Origin of the sequence: Tepidibacter formicigenes DSM 15518, assembly GCF_900142235.1 — a bacterium.
Taxonomy (GTDB): domain Bacteria; phylum Bacillota; class Clostridia; order Peptostreptococcales; family Peptostreptococcaceae; genus Tepidibacter; species Tepidibacter formicigenes.
This window is the reverse complement of record NZ_FRAE01000029.1, coordinates 1-19,236: the sequence shown is the minus strand read 5'-3', so window position 1 is coordinate 19,236 and position 19,236 is coordinate 1. Positions and strand designations below refer to the sequence as shown.

The following is a 19,236-nucleotide window of genomic DNA, read 5'->3' as shown; positions in this document are numbered from 1 at the left end:
CTTAAGACTTAGGAATTTTGACTACAACTTCTATATGATCCCCCTTATCTAATTCTTTATAGTTTGCATTTATTCCTGTATCAATTATAGCATTATATGCATTTTTTAATGTGTTTAAATAAATTCTAAAATTAAGAGCAGCTTTTATCTTTTGTCTTTTTTCTGGTTCCTTTGGATTTGCTAAATCTTCTAATATATCTTTTATTATTTTCTCTGTTTTTTTAACAGTTAAATCATTTTTTATTATAGTATCTAAAACCTGGATTCTAAGCTCATCATCTGGTAATTTAAGAAGTGCTCTAGCATGTCTTTCAGTTAAGTTATTTTCAATTAACTTTTCCTTTATATCATCTGAAAGTCTAAGTATTCTAAGCTTATTTGCTATTGTTGATTGATTTTTGCCAAGATTTTGAGCAAGCTGTTGTTGAGTAAAATTATGATCCTTTATTAAATTTTCATAGCCTAAAGCTTCTTCTATAAAGTTTAAATCTTCTCTTTGTAAGTTTTCAATAAGTGCTAAAACAGCTGACGATTTATCTGAAAGATTATTAATTATAGCAGGAATATTTTTAAGTCCTGCAAGCTTTGCAGCTCTTAATCTTCTTTCTCCTGCAACTAGCTCATATCTGCTATCACTTATTTTTCTTACTGTAATAGGTTGAAGTATCCCAAAAACTTTAATAGATTCACTTAATTCATGTAATGCTGCCTGTGAAAAAGTCTTTCTAGGCTGATATGGATTTGGAATTATAATATCTATAGGTATTTCCATAACTTTTCTATCTTCCATAATATCCCTCACTCCAGAAGAAATATGATAAATTTTGTTCTAAAAAATTATTTCCCAACTAATACTTTCTCCAAAAACATTCATATCCCTTCTATATTTTTATATTTTTGTATTACATCTTAGCTTATTTCTCGGGAAATATACTCTTTTTTTGACACTCTTTTCATTACTTTATAGGATTTTTTGATGGTTTTCCCGCCTTTCGTGGATATTTTGTTGGAGTATTCTTTACTTTTTTCAGAATCAATATATTGTGATTTATGTCTGTAAAGGGAAGTTTTACATCTATTTTTTCTACAAATTCCATCCCTAAAACATCCATTGCTTTTTTAGATTCTTTTAATTCTTCACCAATAGATGGTCCTTTTAAACAAACAAAATATCCTCCTACTTTTATAAATGGTGTACAATATTCAAGAAGTATAGGAAGTGATGCAACAGCTCTAGCTGTTGCTATATCATATTTTTCTCTGTATTTTTCATCTTTTCCAAAGTCCTCTGCTCTACCATGCACAAATTCAACATTCTCTAATTCAAGACTGCTACAAACTTCTTTTAAAAAATTAATTCTTTTATTTAGTGAATCAAGTAAAGTTAAATTTAAATCATTAAGGCATACTTTTAAAGGTATGCCCGGAAAACCTGCACCTGTTCCTACATCTATAATTTTATCATTATCTTTTATATAATTCTTAATAAGACAAGATAAAGAATCTATAAAGTGTTTAATATAAATTTCTTTTTCATCTTCTATAGCAGTTAAATTGATTTTTTTATTCCACTCAACAAGTAAATCCTTATATTTTTCAAATTTATCTATTTTAAAATCATCTATGGAGATATTTAGTTCATTTAATCCATTTTTTAAAATTTCTCTATTGTTCAATTCTTTCACCTCTACCTCTTTTAATCTGCTCAAGATATATTAAAAGAACAGATATATCCGCTGGAGATACTCCTGATATACGAGAAGCCTGTCCTATTGAAATTGGTCTTATATCATTTAGTTTTTGTCTTGCTTCAAGTCTTAATCCATCTATTTTAGAGTAATCTATATCTTGTGGAAGTTTTTTTGTTTCTAACTTTTTAAATTGATCTATTTGCTTTAACTGTTTATCTATATATCCTTCATATTTTGCAGTTATTTGACATTGTTCTTTTACCGATTCTAATATTTGTGTTTTTGGGTCTTTCCCTATCTTTTCCAAAATTTTATAATCATACTCGGGTCTTTTAAAGAATTCATAAAGTGACATTCCTGTATTTATTTTAGGTAAATTCAAATCATCAAGTATTTTATTTACTTGTTTTGGAGTAACTCTTTCTGTTTTTAATCTTTCAATTTCTTTATCTAACTGCTCTTTTTTTATTTTAAATTTTTTATATCTTTCTTCTGTAACAAGCCCTATTTCGTAACCCTTCTCTGTAAGTCTTAAATCTGCATTATCTTGTCTAAGTAACAATCTATATTCACTTCTTGATGTCATCATCCTATAAGGTTCGTTAGTTCCTTTAGTAACTAAATCGTCTATTAATACTCCTATATAAGCTTCTGATCTATCTAAAATAAAAGAATCTTTTCCTTGTATTTTAAGAACAGCATTAATTCCTGCTATAAGGCCTTGAGCTGCAGCTTCTTCATAACCTGAAGTTCCATTAAATTGTCCTGCACTAAATAAATTCTCAACTCCTTTTATTTCAAGAGATGGCTTTAATTGAGTTGGATCTATACAATCATATTCTATAGCATACGCAGGTCTCATTATCTTACAATTTTCAAGGCCAGTTATAGATTTATACATATCAATTTGAACTTCATAAGGAAGACTTGTAGATATACCTTGTATATACATTTCCTTTGTCCCAAGTCCTTCAGGTTCTATAAATGTTTGATGTGATGGTTTATCATTAAATCTAACAACTTTATCTTCTATAGAAGGACAATATCTAGGACCAACACTTTCTATCTCTCCACTATACATAGCCGATCTTTTTATATTATCCATTATTATTTTATGAGTATTCTCAGTTGTTCTAGTTAAATAACAAGGTTCTTGCCTTAATTCAAGTTCATCATTTATAAATGAAAAAGGAATTATTTTTTCATCACCCATTTGTATTTCCATTTTTGAAAAATCAATAGAATCTCTATGAATTCTTGCTGGCGTTCCTGTTTTAAACCTTCTCATTCTAAGCCCCAGCTTTACTAAACTATCTGTTAAATATTTAGAGTATCCAAGAGCATTAGGCCCTTCATAAAAGCTAACCTCTCCTATGTATATTTTAGAGTTTAAATATACTCCTGTAGAAAGTATTAAAGCCTTACAATAATAATTTGCTCCTAATTTTGTAGAAACTCCTTTGACTATATTTTCTTCTGATATTATATCTATTACTTCGTCCATAACCAAATCTAGATTTTCTTGATTCTCTAATGTTTTTTTCATTTCTTTATGGTATTTATATTTGTCAGCTTGAGCTCTCAAGGAATGTACAGCTGGCCCTTTAGCAGTATTTAGCATCCTGCTTTGTATAAAAGTCTTATCTATATTTATACCCATTTCTCCACCTAAAGCATCTATTTCTCTAACTAGATGCCCTTTTCCAGTTCCTCCTATAGATGGATTACACGGCATTAATGCTATTGAATCTAGGGACATAGTTATAACTAATGTTTTACATCCCATTCTAGCTGATGCTAATGCTGCTTCACATCCGGCATGCCCTGCACCAACTACTATAACGTCATATTCTCCTCCGTTAAATTTCATATCTATCCTCCTTATGTTTCACAAATTAATGTTTCACGATAAACATCATACTATTTTCCTATACAAAAATCTCTAAATATTGTATCTAATAAATCTTCTGAAACTGTATCTCCACTTACTTCTCCTAAGTAATCCCATATATTTTTAAAATCTACCTCAACAAAATCAAGAGGCATATTGTCTTCTATTGATCTTATAGCATCATTTATAGAATTTATTGCTTTTCCAAGAGCATCTTTGTGTCTTACATTTGTAATCATTACACTATCTTTTTGTGAAACATCGCCTTTATATACCATACTTGCAATTTCATCTTCTAGTTTATCTATTCCTGTTCTTTGAATAGCAGATATTTTTATTACTCTGTCTTTATTTATATATTCTTTTATTTTTTGTTCATCTAATTTTGATGGTAAATCGATTTTGTTTATTAAAACTATTGCTTGTTTATCTTTTATATTGTTAAGTATATCTATATCCTCTGATGATAATTCTCTTGAAGCATCTAATACAAGTATAATAAGATCAGCTTTTTCAAAAAACTCTTTTGATTTTTCTACCCCTATTTTTTCAACAAGATCCTCCGTTTCTCTTATTCCTGCTGTATCTATTATTTTTAATGGAATTCCTTTTATACTTACAAACTCTTCTATTACATCTCTTGTAGTTCCTGGTATGTCTGTAACTATAGCACGAGATTCTTTAAGTATAGCATTTAAAAGAGAGGATTTCCCTACATTTGGTTTTCCTACAATAACTGTTTTAAGTCCATCTCTCATTATTTTCCCAGTTTCTGAAGTTTCATAAAGCTTTATTATATCTTCTTTTAATTCTTTAGATTTATTATATAAAGTTTCATATGTTAAATGCTCAATATCTTCATCTGGAAAATCTATCGAAACTTCTATATGTGCAAGTATTGCTGTAACCTTATTTCTAAGCTTTCTTATTTCCGAAGAAAGATTACCCTCTAATTGATTTTGAGCTATATTATAGCTTAAATCAGTTTTAGCTCTTATGATATCAATTACAGCTTCTGCTTGAGATAAATCTATTCTGCCATTCAAAAATGCTCTTTTGGTAAATTCTCCCGGTCCTGCAAGCCTTGCTCCTTTTTTAAGTACAAGCTCTAGTATTTTTTTTACAGATAAAAATCCACCATGGCAGTTTATCTCAATTATATCTTCTTTAGTATAAGTATAAGGTGCTTTCATGTAAGCAACTAATACTTCATCTATTATCTTTTCTTCTTCTAATATATTTCCATAAATCAAAGTTCTAGGGTTATATTCTTTTATTTTTTTACCGCTAACAGATTTAAATATATTATCTGCTATATCTAAGGATTTTTTACCGCTTATTCTAACTATTCCTATTCCACCTTCACCTGGAGCAGTAGCAATAGCTGCAATAGTATCATCTATATACAAATAAATCACCTCTTAAAATTATAATTACATTATTAATTATATCCTTAATCTAAATATTATATAGAAAAAATAAGCAAAAATAAACCCCCCTAAATTTAGGAGGTTTTTAAATTTACTTTTTACTTATTTTTTAAAGTTATCACAACTTTTCTATTTGGATCTACTCCTTCACTATGAGTAGTAACATAAGGATCTCTTTGAAGTGCTGAATGTATTATTCTTCTCTCATAAGGATTCATAGCTTCAAGTCTTATAGTTTTTTTATTTCTTACTACATCTTTAGCAAGCTTTTTTGCGTATCTAATTAAAGATTGTTGTCTTTTTTGTCTATAGTTTTCTATATCTATTAAAACTCTTACTTTTCCTTTTGCACTTTTATTTACTACTAAACCTGTTAAAAACTGAAGAGAATCAAGAGTATCTCCTCTTCTACCAATCAAAGCAGTAGATTCTTCTCCTTTTAAATTTATATTTAAATCATTATTTTCTTTTGATATTTCAATTTCTCCATTAATGTTCATAGAGTCTAATATATCCTGAATAAAATTCCTTGCAATTTCTTCACTTCTATCTTTTAAAGTTACTCTTATTTTACCTAGTTTATTACCTATAATACCTAAAAAACCTCTACTTGGTTCTTCTAAAACTTCTACCTCTACATCTTCTTTAGTAACATTTAACTCATTTAAAGCTTTATTTAAAGCTTCTTCTATTGTTTTACCTGTTACCTCCAAAAAATTCATTATTCTATTCCTCCTTAAGCTTAGCAGGCTTTATTATAAATTGCTGTTGTGCAATTTGGAATACATTACTTACAACCCAGTATAAAGTTAGACCTGCTGGAAAACTTCTACCCCACCAAAATATCATTATTGGAAAAAAATAAAGCATCATAACTTGAGTTGAATCTTTTCTAGATTCTTTTGGAGTCATCATTGCAGATGAAATATATGTAGTAAGCCCTGCTAATAAGGGTAAGATTATTTTTTCTGGGTCTGATAAATTACTAAGCCATAAAAAGCTAGTATCTATAGCTTTATATGCAGCTTCTGATCCAAACACATATGTAGCAGGATTTTTTAATGCTTTAAAAAGTCCTATTAATATAGGGAATTGTACTAGAAGTGGTAAGCAACCTGCCATTGGATTAACTTTATTATCCTTATAAAGCTGCATTACCTTTTCATTCATTTTTTGCTGATCATTTTTATACTTTTCTTGAATTTCTTTTATCTTAGGTTGTATTTCCTGCATTGCTTTCATAGATTTAGTTTGACTTAAAGTCAAAGGAAGAAGCGCTAATTTTACAATTACAGTGAATAATACTATTGCCCAACCATAATTACCAACTACGTCATATACTATTTTTAATAGTGCACCTAAGGAACTAGCAAACAAAATAAAAACCTCCTATATAATTCATATTATTTTAAAGGATCATGTCCACCTTCATGAAAAGGATGACACTTTAAAATTCTCTTTATAGACAAATAAGACCCTTTAAAAAATCCATACTTTTTCAGAGCTTCTATAGCATATTGAGAACAAGTAGGATAAAATCTACAGGTCTTACCTTTAATTGGAGATATATATACTTGGTAAAACTTTATAATAATTATAAATAATTTTGTTATATACTTAAACACTATATATAATCTCCTTATCTTTTTATAATATTAGCTTTTTTAAACAAATTTATCATTGATTTTTGTATCGAATTAAAATCAGAATCCTTTGCAGCAACTCTAGATATAAAAACTATATCATAACCTGTTTTAACTTTATCATCTTTGCTAATTAGTCTAAAGCTTTCTTTTATAAGTCGTTTAACATGATTTCTTACTACACTTATTCCAACTTTTTTAGAAACAGAAAAACCAACTCTATTTATATCTAAATCATTCTTAAGTATATACATTACTAATAGCCTATTTGCAAATGATTTCCCTTGCTTATAGACATGTCTAAATTCAGAATCTTTTTTTATACCCTGAGCATTAACAAAATTCATTGACTATTTCCTCCAGCCTAAAAATTACACAAAAGGGCCACATTAAGCGGCCCTTAATAAACTAAGCTGTTAATCTTTTTCTACCTCTTGCTCTTCTTCTCTTTAAAATGTTTCTACCACTTTTAGTTTTCATTCTTTTTCTGAATCCATGTTCTTTCTTTCTTTGTCTTTTCTTTGGCTGATAAGTTCTCTTCATCCAAAACACCGCCTTTCCTGAGTATTTTTCTATTTTAAATTTTTAATTTTTATTACTTCACCTTGGATTAAAAGTGAGCATACTACTTAATAAATTATATAAGTATTATTTTTCATTGTCAATGAAATTTTTTAATGAATTATAAATTATGTACTTTATAATAATCTTCAAAATCTACATTACTTCTACAAATGTAGATAAGTTTTTATCTATGTTTAAATTCAATATGTGTATTAATTTATCCACATGCGTTTATTATTGTGGATAAATTAGGTTTATTGTATTGAAGTTTGTTTTAATATTTGGTATTATATTTTTACCTGTTGATAATGTTAATAATAATATAAGGAAGTATCCAAGTTATTCACACTATGTGGATAAAGTTGTGTATAATAATTTATTTTATCCAACTTCATTCTTATTTATGCTTAAATTTCAATGTTTATATTTAATATAAATTTATTAACACGATCTAAAATAAATCCTTTTTATTTTAAATATAGATATATTTATACAAATATATCCACAAACATATATTAATTTTCCTCATTTTTTTATATGAGTTTATTTTATTTTGCAATTTTTTATTTATTTTAAATAATTGTTAATAACTCTGTGTAAACTGTTGATCAAATAAATATAACAGGAGGTCACTAATATGGATTTACTTTCCTTGTGGGAACATGCTCTTAAATTAATAAAAACAGAACTCACTCCCGCGAGTTTTAATGCTTTTTTTAACCCTATTGAACCTCTTAAGATAAAGAATAATACTATATTATTATCTGTTCCTAATGATTTTACAAAAGGAATTTTAGAGGCTAGATATATGAATCTATTAGAAGGATCTATAAATCAAATTTCATCTACTAAATATAAAATTAAATTTATATTAGATGAAGAAGATTTAAAGGATTTTGAAAATGAAACTAAACCAAAAATAGAAGTACCAAGCTATTCAAACCTAAATCCAAAGTATACATTTGATACTTTTGTAATAGGAAATAGTAATAGATTTGCTCATGCAGCTTGTGTTGCTGTTGCAGAAGCCCCAGCTAGAGCATATAACCCTTTGTTCTTATATGGTGGAGTTGGACTTGGAAAAACACATTTAATGCATGCAATTGGACATCATATATTACGACATACAAAAAAATCAAAAGTTGTTTATGTTTCCTCAGAAAAATTTACAAATGAACTTATAAACTCTATAAAAGATGATAGAAATGAAGAATTTAGAAATAAATATAGAAATGTAGATGTTTTACTTGTAGACGATATCCAATTCATAGCAGGTAAAGAAAGGACTCAAGAAGAATTTTTCCATACATTTAATGCTCTACATGAAGCAAATAAGCAAATAATAATATCTAGTGATAGACCACCTAAAGAAATACCTACACTAGAAGACAGGTTAAGATCTAGATTCGAAATGGGACTTATAACTGATATTCAACCTCCTGATTTTGAAACTAGAATAGCTATACTTAGAAAAAAAGCTCAAATGGAAAATATTACAGTTCCTAATGAAGTAATGAGTTATATTGCAAAATATATAAAATCTAACATTAGAGAATTAGAGGGAGCCTTAACAAGAGTAGTTGCTTATTCCTCTCTTACAAATAAAGAAATAACTTTTGACTTAGGAATTGAAGCTTTAAAAGATATAATATCTTCTTCAAAACCTCAAGAAATAACAGTAGATATTATAAAAGAAAAAATATCAGAAAACTTTAATATAAAAATGGAAGATTTTAATTCTAAAAAGAGAACAAGAGCTATTGCATATCCAAGACAAATAGCAATGTATTTATGCAGAGAACTTACAGATCTTTCACTTCCTAAAATAGGAGAAGAATTTGGTGGAAGAGATCATACAACTGTAATACATGCCCACGACAAAATAAGCAATGATATACAAACGAATTCTGATATAAAAGAGAAAATAAATAAAATAATTAGCGATTTAAAAGGATAATTGTTCACAAATGGTAGTTGATATTATCTGAATAAATTGTTAACATCTTTTTTTGGTTTTTATTCATACACAAATATGTTAATAAAAATATAATAAGAACTAACACATTGTTAACATGTGGATAAGTGTAAAATCAAGTGCTTTTGCTACTTATCCACAATTCCACAGGCCCTATTACTATTACTACTATATTTTTTATTATATTTTTTTGTTATTTATTCAAAGGAGGTTATCCACATTGAAAATAATATGTAGCCAAAAACTATTGGCTAATAAAGTAAATACTGTTCAAAAAGGAGTTTCCAGTAAAACAACATTGCCTATTTTAAAAGGAATATTTATTGAAACTGTGGAAAATAAAATTAAATTAGTTGGAAATGACTTAGAATTAGGTATAGAAACGTTTTTAGATGGAGAAATAATAGAAGAAGGATCTATTGTAATAGATTCTAAGTTATTTGGAGATATAATTAGAAAATTACCAGATTCTTTTATAGAAATAACAACAGACATAGAAAATAATATCTATATAAAATGTGAAAACTCTGAGTTTAAAATAAAAGGACATTCTTCTGAAGAATATCCAAAGCTTCCTGAAGTAGATGAGGATAGATTTTATGAACTTCCTGAAGATTTGTTTAAAAATATGATAAGACAAACTGTATTTGCTATATCACAAGATGAAACAAAACCTATATTGATGGGAGAGCTTTTAGAAATTGAAAATAGTAATATAAGTTTAGTTGCAATAGATGGATATAGACTTGCTATAAGAAGTGGGAAAATAGAAAACTTCATTGGCAATAGCAAAGTAATAATACCTGGAAAAGCTTTAAATGAAGTAAACAAAATATTATCTGAAGATGGAACATTTAAAATAGCTTTTACTGATAAGCATTGTTTATTTTTAATTAAAGACACAAAAATAATAACAAGACTTTTAGAAGGAGAGTTTATAAACTATAGTCAACTTATACCTAGAGAATATAACTTAAAAGTTAAGGTAAATACAAAAAAACTTCTAAATAGTATAGAGAGAGCTTCTCTTTTAGCAAAAGAAGGTAAAAATAATTTAGTTAAGTTTTCTGTGAGAGATGATAGTATGATAATAACATCTAATTCTGAAATAGGAAATGTTCATGAAGAGGTTCCTATCGTTTTAGAAGGAGAAGATCTAGATATAGCATTCAATTCAAGATATTTTATTGAAGCTTTAAAGATAATAGATAGTGAAGAAATATACTTAGAATTTACTACAAATGTAAGTCCTTGCATATTAAAACCAGTAGACGAAGCTAAATATATATATTTACTTTTACCAGTTAGAATATCAGCCAATGCATAAACCCAACAATACTGTTGGGTTTTTATAATTAATAATATTTATCCACATTGAATTTTTATTAATTAAGATTTTGTTATAATACTTTTATGATATAATAATATAATGCACTGTAAATTAGGAGGAATTGTTAATGAAAGAAATTAAAATAAATTCAGATTTCATAAAATTAGATCAGCTTCTTAAATTAATAGACATAGCATCTACCGGTGGACATGCTAAAATAATTATTCAAGAAGGTGAAGTTAAAGTAAATGGAAAAGTTGAGTATCAAAGAGGAAAAAAGATAAAATCTGGAGATATTATTGATGTTCAAGGAATGAGTGTAAAAGTACTATAGATAGGAGTGCTTTTTGTGTATGTAAAAAGTTTAAAACTCATTAATTTTAGAAATTATGATGAAGCGCATTTAAATTTTAATAAAAATATAAATTTATTATTAGGAAAAAATGGACAAGGAAAAACAAATATACTAGAAGCTATATATTCATTGTCTATAGGAAAATCTTTTAGGACAAATAGAGATAAAGACTTAATAAAATTTGATAAAAAAAATAGCTATGTAGGTGGATTATTTGTAAAGGAAGAAGACGATAATATAATTGAGGTAGTTATTAGAAAAGATAGTAAAAAAGGGATTAAAGTAAATAAAATATCAATTGAAAAAATTTCGCAATTATTAGGAAATCTAAATGTTGTTGTTTTTTCACCAGAAGACTTAAAGTTAGTTAAAGAGGGTCCAAAAGAGAGGCGAAAATTTATAGACAGAGAAATAAGCCAAATAATCCCAATGTATTATAATTATATTTTAAATTATAATAAAATACTTATTCAAAGAAATAAATTGCTAAAATCTAATTATATAAATGAAAATTTATTAGACATTTATGATGAAAGACTTTGTGAGTATGGAAGCTATATATACTTTTACAGAAGAGATTTTATAAAAAAAATAGGTATATTAGCACAATTAATTCATAAAAAATTGACAGACGAAATTGAAGAACTAAAAATAAAATATATAAATCAAATAGATGTAAATTTTGATAATACTTGTGAGGATATAAGAGATAAATTTTTAAAAATTTTAAAAAGTAACAGAGAGTTAGACAAACAAAATAGGACTACTAAATTTGGACCACATAGAGATGATATAAATATTTTAATAAATTCATTAGATGTTAGGTTATACGGTTCACAAGGTCAGCAAAGAACAGCATCAATATCATTGAAATTATCTGAAATAGAACTTATAAAAGAAGAAATAGGAGAATACCCTGTACTTTTACTTGATGATATATTTAGTGAACTAGATCAAAAGAGACAACAGCTACTAGTAGATAGTTTTGAGCATATTCAGGTATTTATTACTAGTGCTGAAGATACTCATAAAAGAATTTTTGAAAATAAGGATGTAAGTATATTCTATATTGAAAAAGGGAGAGCTATCTATTAGGAGGATTTTAATATGTTTCTACATTTAGGTGGAGATTACAATGTTTTAATTAGTGATATTATTTTTATACTTGATGCTCAATCAATTTTAAAATCTAAAAGTTCTATAGAGTTTTTTAAAAACGCAGATAAAAATAATAAAATTATAAGATTGATAGAGCAAAATCCTAAATCTATTATAGTAACAAAATTTAAAGATAGTTTTATAGTATATTATTCACCTATTTCATCATTAACCCTTTTAAAAAGAGCGGAAGTTAGTAATTCTGCTTTCTTGGAAACGGAGGTAATATAATGAATCAAGAATATGGAGCAAGTCAAATACAGGTATTAGAGGGACTTGAACCTGTAAGAAAAAGACCTGGAATGTATATAGGATCTACAGGTCCTAGAGGACTTCATCATCTAGTTTATGAAGTAGTAGACAATAGTATAGATGAGGCTCTAGCTGGATACTGTAGTGAAATATATGTATCTTTAGAAGATAATGGTAGTGTATTTATTGCAGATAATGGACGTGGTATTCCCGTTGAAAAACATCCACAAACAGGTAAATCTACGGTTGAAACTGTTTTAACTGTACTTCATGCCGGTGGAAAATTTGGAGCAGGAGGATATAAAGTATCCGGAGGGCTTCACGGAGTAGGTATATCTGTAGTAAATGCTTTATCTGAATGGGTTGAAGTTATTGTAAAAAGAGATGGAAAAATTCATAATCAAAAATATGAAAGAGGAAATCCAATAACAGAACTTAGTGTTATAGGGGATACAGAGGAAACTGGAACTACTGTAATATTTAAACCAGATAGTACTATATTTGAGGAAATAGAATTTAAGTATGAAACATTAGAACATAGGCTTAGAGAGTTAGCTTTTTTAAATAAAGGAATTAAGATAATATTAGAAGATAAAAGACAAGATAAGGAAAAGAAAAAAGAATTTCACTATAATGGTGGACTTATTGAATTTGTAAAACATTTAAATAAAACTAGAAATATAATTCATGAAGATGTTGTTTATTTTGAAAAGAAAGTAGACGAATATGTTGTTGAAATTTCAATGCAATATACTGATGGATATACAGAAAATATATATTCATTTGCTAATAATATAAATACTCATGAAGGTGGAAGCCATTTAAGTGGATTTAAAACTGCACTTACCAGAACTTTAAATGATTATTCAAGAAAAAATAAATTTTTAAAAGAAAAAGATATTAATTTATCAGGAGAAGATATAAGAGAAGGTCTTACTGCTATAATTTCTGTAAAAATACCAGAACCTCAATTTGAAGGTCAGACTAAAACTAAGCTTGGAAATACAGAAGTTAGAGGTATAGTTGAAAGTGTAACAGTAAATGAGTTCGGAGCCTTTTTAGAGGAAAATCCAACTAGTGCTAGAATCATAGTAGATAAGGCATTAAGAGCTCAAAGAGCAAGGGAAGCTGCTAAAAAAGCTAGAGAACTTACAAGAAGAAAAAATGTATTAGAGAGTACTTCCCTTCCTGGAAAACTTGCTGATTGTTCAGAAAAAGATCCTGCTAAAAGTGAAGTATTTTTAGTCGAAGGAGATTCAGCAGGAGGTTCAGCAAAGCAAGGTAGAGATAGAGCTACTCAAGCAATTCTTCCTCTTAGAGGTAAAATATTAAATGTTGAAAAATCTAGACTTGACAAAATATTAAATTCAGAAGAAATAAGAAATATGATAACTGCTTTTGGATGTGGAGTTGGAGATGAATTTGACAGTGAAAAACTTAGATATCACAAAATAGTAATAATGACAGATGCTGATGTTGATGGAGCTCATATTAGGACGCTTCTTTTAACATTTTTCTTTAGGTATATGAGACCTTTAATAGATAATGGTTATGTTTATATAGCACAACCTCCACTTTATAAAATAAAAAAAGGCAAACAAGAAGTTTATGCTTATTCTGATAAAGAATTAAATAAAATTTTAGATGAAATGGGTAGGGGTTCTATTGATATTCAAAGATATAAAGGTCTTGGAGAAATGAATGCAGAACAACTTTGGGAAACTACTATGGATCCTGAAACTAGAACACTTCTTCAAGTTTCTATACAAGATGCAGCTTTAGCTGATGAGATATTTTCTATGTTAATGGGAGATAAAGTAGAACCTAGAAGAAATTTTATAGAAGAAAATGCAAAATATGTAGATAATTTAGATATATAGAAGAAGGGGGATATTTAGATGAGTGAGAATAAAGATAGGATAGTCCCTGTTGAAATAGAAGATGAAATGAGAAAATCTTATATAGATTATGCAATGAGTGTAATTGTAGGACGTGCACTTCCTGATGTAAGAGATGGATTAAAGCCTGTTCATAGAAGAATACTTTATGCTATGAATGAACTTAATTTAACTCCAGACAAATCTTATAGAAAATCTGCTCGTATTGTCGGGGATGTACTGGGTAAGTATCATCCACATGGAGACAGTGCGGTATATCTTGCAATGGTTAGAATGGCACAAGATTTTTCAACTAGATATATGTTAGTAGATGGTCATGGAAATTTTGGGTCTATAGATGGTGATTCACCTGCTGCAATGCGTTATACAGAAGCTAAAATGTCAAAGCTAACTCTAGAACTTTTAAGAGATATAGATAAAGAAACTGTAGATTATAATCCTAACTTTGATGATACATTAAAAGAACCTTCTGTACTTCCATCAAGATTTCCAAATCTTTTAGTAAATGGATCTAATGGAATTGCAGTAGGTATGGCAACTTCTATACCTCCTCATAACTTAGGAGAGGTTATAGATGGAGTTGTTCATCTTATAGATAATCCAGATTGCCAAGTAGAAGATCTTATGCAATTTATAAAGGGACCAGATTTTCCTACAGGATCTACTATAATGGGTAAAGAAAGTATAATATCTGCATACACAAAGGGTAGAGGAAGAGTAAAGGTAAGAGCTAAAGCTTATATTGAAGATATAGGAAAAGGAAAACAACAAATAGTAGTCACTGAAATTCCATATCTTGTAAACAAAGCAAAGCTTGTTGAAAAAATAGCTGATCTTGTAAAAGAAAAGAAAGTAGAAGGTATTTCTGACCTTAGAGATGAAAGTAATAGAAATGGTATGAGAATTGTTATAGAGATAAAAAGAGATGCTAATGCAAATATAGTACTAAATAAGCTTTATAAACACTCTCAGTTAGAAGATACATTTAGTATAATAATGCTGGCTCTTGTAAATGGAGAGCCTAAGGTTTTAAATTTAAAGCAAATGTTATATCATTACTTAGAACATCAAAAAGATGTTGTAACAAGAAGAACTCAATATGAACTAAAAAAAGCTGAAGATAGAGCTCATATTTTAGAAGGTTTAAAAATAGCTCTTGATAATCTTGATGAAGTTATAAAGCTAATTAGATCTTCTAAAAATGGACAAGAAGCTAAGGCTGGGCTTATTGAGAAATTTTCTTTAACAGAAGTTCAATCTCAAGCAATTCTAGATATGAGACTTCAAAGACTTACAGGACTTGAAAGAGAAAAAATAGACTTAGAATATGAAGAAATTATCAAAAAAATAAATAGGTTAAGAGAGATTTTAGCAGATGAAAGAATCCTTTTAAACTTAATAAAAGAAGAAATAATACTTATAAAAGAAAAATATAGTGATGAGAGAAGAACAGATATACAAGCAGTCGAAGGTGAAATTAACATTGAAGATTTAATAGAAGATGAGGAAATAGCTATAACTCTAACTCATTTTGGCTATATAAAAAGACTCCCATCAGACACTTATAAAAGCCAGAAAAGAGGAGGAAAAGGAATTTCAGCTTTAACTACTAGAGAAGAAGATTTTGTTGAGCATTTAATAACAACATCTACTCACAGTAGAATATCTTTCTTTACGAATAAAGGAAGAGTATACAGAATAAATGCTTATCAAATACCTGAAGGAAAAAGACAATCTAAAGGAACTGCTATTATAAACTTACTTCCTCTTGAAAAGGGTGAAAAAATAACGGCTTTAATCCCAATAAGAAAACAAGATGATGAAAAGTATCTTGTTTTATGTACTAAAAATGGAATAATTAAAAAGACTGCTATAAGTGAGTTTAGAAAGAGTAAAAGAAATGGTCTTATTGCTATAAACTTAAGAGAAGATGATGAGCTTATAGGAGTAAAAACTACTAGCGGTGATGAAGAATTAATTTTGGTTACTAAAAAAGGAATGGCTATTAGATTTAGTGAAAAGGATATTAGAGAAATGGGAAGATCAGCAATGGGGGTTAAAGGAATAAGTTTAGATAAAGATGATAGAGTAGTTTCTATAGACCTTATAAGTGAAGGTTCAAAGCTGTTAGTAGTAAGTGAAAATGGATATGGAAAAAGGAGTTCTATTTCTGAATATAGAATTCAAAATAGAGGAGGAAAAGGACTAAAAACATATAATATAAGTGAAAAAACTGGAGATTTAGTTGGTGCAGAAGTAGTTAATGAAGAAGATGAATTGATGATTATAAATTCAGATGGAGTTTTAATTAGATTAAAGGTAAGTGAAATATCAATACTTAGTAGAGTAACAAGTGGTGTTAAGTTAATGAGAACAGATGAAGAAACTTATGTAAAATCCATGGCTAAAATAGTAGGAGAAGAATAGGATAAAACCCTATTCTTTTCTAATATAAAAGCATAGATAATTATGGTAAAATAATAATATATTAAAGAAAAGGGGTTGAAATTGTGGCTAAAAAGGGAAGATATTTTATTTTTGGAAGCATAATAGGTGCTATAATAGCTTTATTATTTGCTCCAAAGAGCGGAAAAGAGTCTAGAGAATTTATTTTAAATAAAACAAGAGATGCAGTTAATAACCCAGAAGAATTTAAAAAAAATATAAAAGATAAAATAAAAGATATAGTAGAAAATTTAAGTGAGTATGATGAAATAATAGAGCCAGAAGAAGAAATAATAATAAGTAAGATGTTTGAAGAAGAGGAGTGTGAAAAATAGTGGAAGTTAGTATATGGCAGTTTGGAATCCTCTTAATTGGAATTGGTTTTTGCATAGGATTTATAATTGTTTGTATAAATTTAGGTATTATATTTAAAAGGTCTAGTGAAATATTAGTTAAAATAAATAAGATATTAGATGATAATGAAAAGAAAATTGGAAATATTGTAAATAATGTAGATAATATATCTTCAAATGTAGATAAAGTAATTTCTATAGGAACTAATATATCCAATTTTCTAAAAGGTATTGAATTTATAAGTAATCTATTTATTAAGAATGAAAAAAGGAGGAAAGTAAAAAATGTCACTTGTGATAAATAAAGATTTTAATAAGGATAAAAAGATTTGGAATATAGAGTTAAAAGGAGAAATTGATATATATACTGCAAATAAATTAAAAGAAAATTTAATAGAAGTAGTTACAACTAATCCTCAAGATATAATATTAAATGCATCAAATCTTGAATACATAGATTCTACAGGACTTGGAGTTTTAATTGGAACATTAAAAAGATTAAAACAACAAGAAAAGGATATATATATAACTAATGCAAAAGCAAATGTAAAAAAATTATTCAATATAACTGGTTTAGATAAAATATTTAAAGTGGAGGGATAACGTTGACACCAGTAATAAGTAAGGAAGAAATTGAAGATAGAAGAATAGAATCAATAGATATGACAGTTCCAAGTAAGCCTGAATATGTAGGAGTTATAAGATTAACTGTTTCGGGTATAGCTAATAGAATGGGATTTAATGTAGAAGAAATAGAAGATATAAAAGTAGCTGTAGCAGAAGGATGCACTAATGCTATAGAGCATGGACTAGATGATAAGTTTTATATTAATTTTAATATAAATAATGATAGTTTAGATGTGGTTATAAAAGACAAAGGTAAAGGATGTAATATAGAGGAGATAAAAGAGCCAGACTTATTAAATCCCAAAGAAGGAGGACTAGGGCTTTTTATTATTAAAAGTCTTATGGATGATGTTGAGTTCATATCTAAAGAGGGAAATGGATTTCAAATAAAAATGATTAAGTATTTAGGGGCTGATATTTAATGAAAAATGTAGCAAAAGCTACAAGCAACATAGATGAAGCTTTAACAGAAAAAGAATTGTTTGCTTTATATAAAAATACAAAAGATATAAGTATAAGAAACATTTTAGTAGAAAGATATATGTATATAGTTGATATACTATCTAAAAAATTTATAAATAAAGGAATTGAGTATGAAGATATTTATCAAGTTGCATCATTAGGACTTATATATGCAATAGATAGGTTTGATATAGAAAGAGGTTATGAGTTTTCAAGTTTTGCAACTCCAACTATTGTAGGGGAAATAAAAAAATACTTTAGAGATAAAGGATGGTCTATTAGAGTTCCTAGAAGAATTCAGGAATTATCTAAAAAAGTAAATAAAACAAGATTAGAACTTGAGCAAAAAAATCAAAAACCACCTAAAATAGAGGATATAGCAAATTATCTAGGTTGTTCTCAAGAAGATGTTTTGGAGGCTATGGAGGCATCGCAAGGATATAAAACAACATCTTTGGATATAAGCTATGATAACGATAGAGATGACAAAGACATAAGATTGATGGATTTAATGGGTAATGAAGATAAAAACTTTAAGAAAATAGAGAATAAGGATTTTATAAATAATTTTATAAATAAATTGAATGAAATAGAAGTAAAAATAGTTAAAGATAGATTTTTTAATGAAAAAACACAAAGTAATATAGCAAAAGAACTTGGCGTGTCACAAATGACAATATCAAGACTTGAAAAGAAAATAATATCTAAACTACAAAAAGAATATGAAAAAATAATATAGAATTAAGTAAACTTAAAATTCGTCAAAAGAGCATAATTTATACTCTTTTGACGAATTTAAAAAAAATGTAGAAAAGTGTTGACAGTAAAAAATAAAAATGATATATTATTACTTGTCAACAACACAGAGAAAAATAAATTGAACTTTGAAAATTAAACAGTAGGTCATAATGAATCACACCAAGTGATTCTGGATATAAAACATGAAGCCAAGTTTATTTTGAGTAACGGAAATCTTTGATTTCGTTGGCGATATAAACGAAGTTTATTTTGAGAGTTTGATCCTGGCTCAGGATGAACGCTGGCGGCGTGCCTAACACATGCAAGTCGAGCGAGGAGATAAGAGCTTGCTCTTTGATTCTAGCGGCGGACGGGTGAGTAACGCGTGGGTAACCTGCCCTATACACATGGATAACATACCGAA

Annotated in this window: 21 protein-coding genes and 1 rRNA gene; 13 read left to right on the top strand and 9 right to left on the bottom strand. The window is 27.8% G+C overall.

Annotated elements, in window-relative coordinates:
* Position 1: 1 nt before the first annotated feature.
* The 9 genes from noc to rpmH all read right to left on the bottom strand — a co-directional run bounded on the left by noc (position 2) and on the right by rpmH (position 7,198).
* Positions 2 to 790: a nucleoid occlusion protein gene (gene noc / locus BUA77_RS07155; protein ID WP_072888721.1), complete on the bottom strand. Its 789-nt coding sequence runs from the start codon at positions 788 to 790 to the stop codon at positions 2 to 4.
* Positions 791 to 956: 166 nt separating this feature from the next.
* Positions 957 to 1,676 carry a 16S rRNA (guanine(527)-N(7))-methyltransferase RsmG gene (gene rsmG, locus BUA77_RS07150; RefSeq protein WP_072888741.1) on the bottom strand — a complete coding sequence of 240 codons (720 nt, stop codon included), beginning with the start codon at positions 1,674 to 1,676 and terminating at the stop codon, positions 957 to 959.
* The gene (gene mnmG / locus BUA77_RS07145) at positions 1,666 to 3,561 is read right to left on the bottom strand and encodes a tRNA uridine-5-carboxymethylaminomethyl(34) synthesis enzyme MnmG (protein ID WP_072888719.1); all 1,896 of its coding nucleotides are present in this window, start codon (positions 3,559 to 3,561) and stop codon (positions 1,666 to 1,668) included. The genes rsmG and mnmG overlap by 11 nt, the downstream gene beginning before the upstream one ends.
* Before the next feature lie 50 nt (positions 3,562 to 3,611).
* On the bottom strand, positions 3,612 to 4,991 hold the full coding sequence (mnmE, locus tag BUA77_RS07140) for a tRNA uridine-5-carboxymethylaminomethyl(34) synthesis GTPase MnmE (RefSeq protein WP_072888717.1): 1,380 nt from the start codon (positions 4,989 to 4,991) through the stop codon (positions 3,612 to 3,614).
* 119 nt (positions 4,992 to 5,110) lie between these two features.
* Complete coding sequence (gene jag / locus BUA77_RS07135; protein WP_072888715.1) at positions 5,111 to 5,734, bottom strand: RNA-binding cell elongation regulator Jag/EloR; 624 nt, start codon at positions 5,732 to 5,734, stop codon at positions 5,111 to 5,113.
* Positions 5,735 to 5,738: 4 nt separating this feature from the next.
* Positions 5,739 to 6,389 (bottom strand): YidC/Oxa1 family membrane protein insertase, encoded by a 651-nt coding sequence (locus BUA77_RS07130; RefSeq protein WP_242939096.1) that lies wholly within the window; start codon positions 6,387 to 6,389, stop codon positions 5,739 to 5,741.
* A 26-nt stretch (positions 6,390 to 6,415) separates the two neighbouring features.
* Positions 6,416 to 6,637 (bottom strand): membrane protein insertion efficiency factor YidD, encoded by a 222-nt coding sequence (gene yidD / locus BUA77_RS07125; protein ID WP_330390041.1) that lies wholly within the window; start codon positions 6,635 to 6,637, stop codon positions 6,416 to 6,418.
* A gap of 14 nt (positions 6,638 to 6,651) precedes the next feature.
* Positions 6,652 to 7,002 carry a ribonuclease P protein component gene (gene rnpA, locus BUA77_RS07120; protein WP_072888709.1) on the bottom strand — a complete coding sequence of 117 codons (351 nt, stop codon included), beginning with the start codon at positions 7,000 to 7,002 and terminating at the stop codon, positions 6,652 to 6,654.
* 61 nt (positions 7,003 to 7,063) lie between these two features.
* Positions 7,064 to 7,198, bottom strand: a complete 135-nt coding sequence (rpmH, locus tag BUA77_RS07115; RefSeq protein WP_072725240.1) for a 50S ribosomal protein L34 — start codon at positions 7,196 to 7,198, stop codon at positions 7,064 to 7,066.
* Positions 7,199 to 7,856: 658 nt separating this feature from the next.
* On the opposite strand from rpmH, the gene dnaA reads away from it, so the two are divergent.
* The 13 genes from dnaA to BUA77_RS07050 all read left to right on the top strand — a co-directional run.
* On the top strand, positions 7,857 to 9,176 hold the full coding sequence (gene dnaA, locus BUA77_RS07110) for a chromosomal replication initiator protein DnaA (protein ID WP_072888707.1): 1,320 nt from the start codon (positions 7,857 to 7,859) through the stop codon (positions 9,174 to 9,176).
* A 238-nt stretch (positions 9,177 to 9,414) separates the two neighbouring features.
* On the top strand, positions 9,415 to 10,521 hold the full coding sequence (dnaN, locus tag BUA77_RS07105) for a DNA polymerase III subunit beta (protein WP_072888705.1): 1,107 nt from the start codon (positions 9,415 to 9,417) through the stop codon (positions 10,519 to 10,521).
* A 130-nt stretch (positions 10,522 to 10,651) separates the two neighbouring features.
* Positions 10,652 to 10,858 carry an RNA-binding S4 domain-containing protein gene (locus BUA77_RS07100; protein ID WP_072888703.1) on the top strand — a complete coding sequence of 69 codons (207 nt, stop codon included), beginning with the start codon at positions 10,652 to 10,654 and terminating at the stop codon, positions 10,856 to 10,858.
* Between the two features lie 15 nt (positions 10,859 to 10,873).
* Positions 10,874 to 11,974, top strand: coding sequence for a DNA replication/repair protein RecF (gene recF, locus BUA77_RS07095; protein ID WP_072888701.1), 1,101 nt, complete (start codon positions 10,874 to 10,876; stop codon positions 11,972 to 11,974).
* Positions 11,975 to 11,986: 12 nt separating this feature from the next.
* Complete coding sequence (gene remB / locus BUA77_RS07090) at positions 11,987 to 12,268, top strand: extracellular matrix regulator RemB (RefSeq protein ID WP_072888699.1); 282 nt, start codon at positions 11,987 to 11,989, stop codon at positions 12,266 to 12,268.
* Positions 12,268 to 14,169 carry a DNA topoisomerase (ATP-hydrolyzing) subunit B gene (gyrB, locus tag BUA77_RS07085; protein WP_072888697.1) on the top strand — a complete coding sequence of 634 codons (1,902 nt, stop codon included), beginning with the start codon at positions 12,268 to 12,270 and terminating at the stop codon, positions 14,167 to 14,169. Before remB ends, gyrB begins: the two co-directional genes overlap by 1 nt.
* Before the next feature lie 18 nt (positions 14,170 to 14,187).
* Positions 14,188 to 16,614 (top strand): DNA gyrase subunit A, encoded by a 2,427-nt coding sequence (gene gyrA, locus BUA77_RS07080; RefSeq protein WP_072888695.1) that lies wholly within the window; start codon positions 14,188 to 14,190, stop codon positions 16,612 to 16,614.
* Between the two features lie 83 nt (positions 16,615 to 16,697).
* A complete protein-coding gene (locus BUA77_RS07075) occupies positions 16,698 to 16,967 on the top strand; it encodes a YtxH domain-containing protein (protein WP_072888693.1) in 270 nt (89 codons plus the stop codon).
* The gene (locus tag BUA77_RS07070) at positions 16,967 to 17,290 is read left to right on the top strand and encodes a hypothetical protein (protein ID WP_072888690.1); all 324 of its coding nucleotides are present in this window, start codon (positions 16,967 to 16,969) and stop codon (positions 17,288 to 17,290) included. The genes BUA77_RS07075 and BUA77_RS07070 overlap by 1 nt, the downstream gene beginning before the upstream one ends.
* The gene (locus BUA77_RS07065) at positions 17,271 to 17,588 is read left to right on the top strand and encodes an STAS domain-containing protein (protein WP_072888688.1); all 318 of its coding nucleotides are present in this window, start codon (positions 17,271 to 17,273) and stop codon (positions 17,586 to 17,588) included. Before BUA77_RS07070 ends, BUA77_RS07065 begins: the two co-directional genes overlap by 20 nt.
* Before the next feature lie 59 nt (positions 17,589 to 17,647).
* Positions 17,648 to 18,034, top strand: coding sequence for an ATP-binding protein (locus BUA77_RS07060; protein WP_072888740.1), 387 nt, complete (start codon positions 17,648 to 17,650; stop codon positions 18,032 to 18,034).
* The gene (locus BUA77_RS07055) at positions 18,034 to 18,813 is read left to right on the top strand and encodes a SigB/SigF/SigG family RNA polymerase sigma factor (RefSeq protein ID WP_072888686.1); all 780 of its coding nucleotides are present in this window, start codon (positions 18,034 to 18,036) and stop codon (positions 18,811 to 18,813) included. The genes BUA77_RS07060 and BUA77_RS07055 overlap by 1 nt, the downstream gene beginning before the upstream one ends.
* A gap of 265 nt (positions 18,814 to 19,078) precedes the next feature.
* Positions 19,079 to 19,236, top strand: a 16S ribosomal RNA gene (locus BUA77_RS07050); the annotation flags it as partial.

Excerpts from the sequence above, each read along its gene's own strand:
- rnpA (WP_072888709.1), bottom strand. The coding sequence starts at position 7,002 with ATGAATTTTGTTAATGCTCAGGGTATAAAAAAAGATTCTGAATTTAGA.
- BUA77_RS07055 (WP_072888686.1), top strand. The coding sequence starts at position 18,034 with ATGAAAAATGTAGCAAAAGCTACAAGCAACATAGATGAAGCTTTAACA.
- mnmG (WP_072888719.1), bottom strand. The coding sequence starts at position 3,561 with ATGAAATTTAACGGAGGAGAATATGACGTTATAGTAGTTGGTGCAGGG.
- noc (WP_072888721.1), bottom strand. The coding sequence starts at position 790 with ATGGAAGATAGAAAAGTTATGGAAATACCTATAGATATTATAATTCCA.
- BUA77_RS07100 (WP_072888703.1), top strand. The coding sequence starts at position 10,652 with ATGAAAGAAATTAAAATAAATTCAGATTTCATAAAATTAGATCAGCTT.
- jag (WP_072888715.1), bottom strand. The coding sequence starts at position 5,734 with ATGAATTTTTTGGAGGTAACAGGTAAAACAATAGAAGAAGCTTTAAAT.
- dnaA (WP_072888707.1), top strand. The coding sequence starts at position 7,857 with ATGGATTTACTTTCCTTGTGGGAACATGCTCTTAAATTAATAAAAACA.
- gyrB (WP_072888697.1), top strand. The coding sequence starts at position 12,268 with ATGAATCAAGAATATGGAGCAAGTCAAATACAGGTATTAGAGGGACTT.
- BUA77_RS07065 (WP_072888688.1), top strand. The coding sequence starts at position 17,271 with ATGTCACTTGTGATAAATAAAGATTTTAATAAGGATAAAAAGATTTGG.
- gyrA (WP_072888695.1), top strand. The coding sequence starts at position 14,188 with ATGAGTGAGAATAAAGATAGGATAGTCCCTGTTGAAATAGAAGATGAA.
- BUA77_RS07060 (WP_072888740.1), top strand. The coding sequence starts at position 17,648 with ATGACAGTTCCAAGTAAGCCTGAATATGTAGGAGTTATAAGATTAACT.
- remB (WP_072888699.1), top strand. The coding sequence starts at position 11,987 with ATGTTTCTACATTTAGGTGGAGATTACAATGTTTTAATTAGTGATATT.
- rpmH (WP_072725240.1), bottom strand. The coding sequence starts at position 7,198 with ATGAAGAGAACTTATCAGCCAAAGAAAAGACAAAGAAAGAAAGAACAT.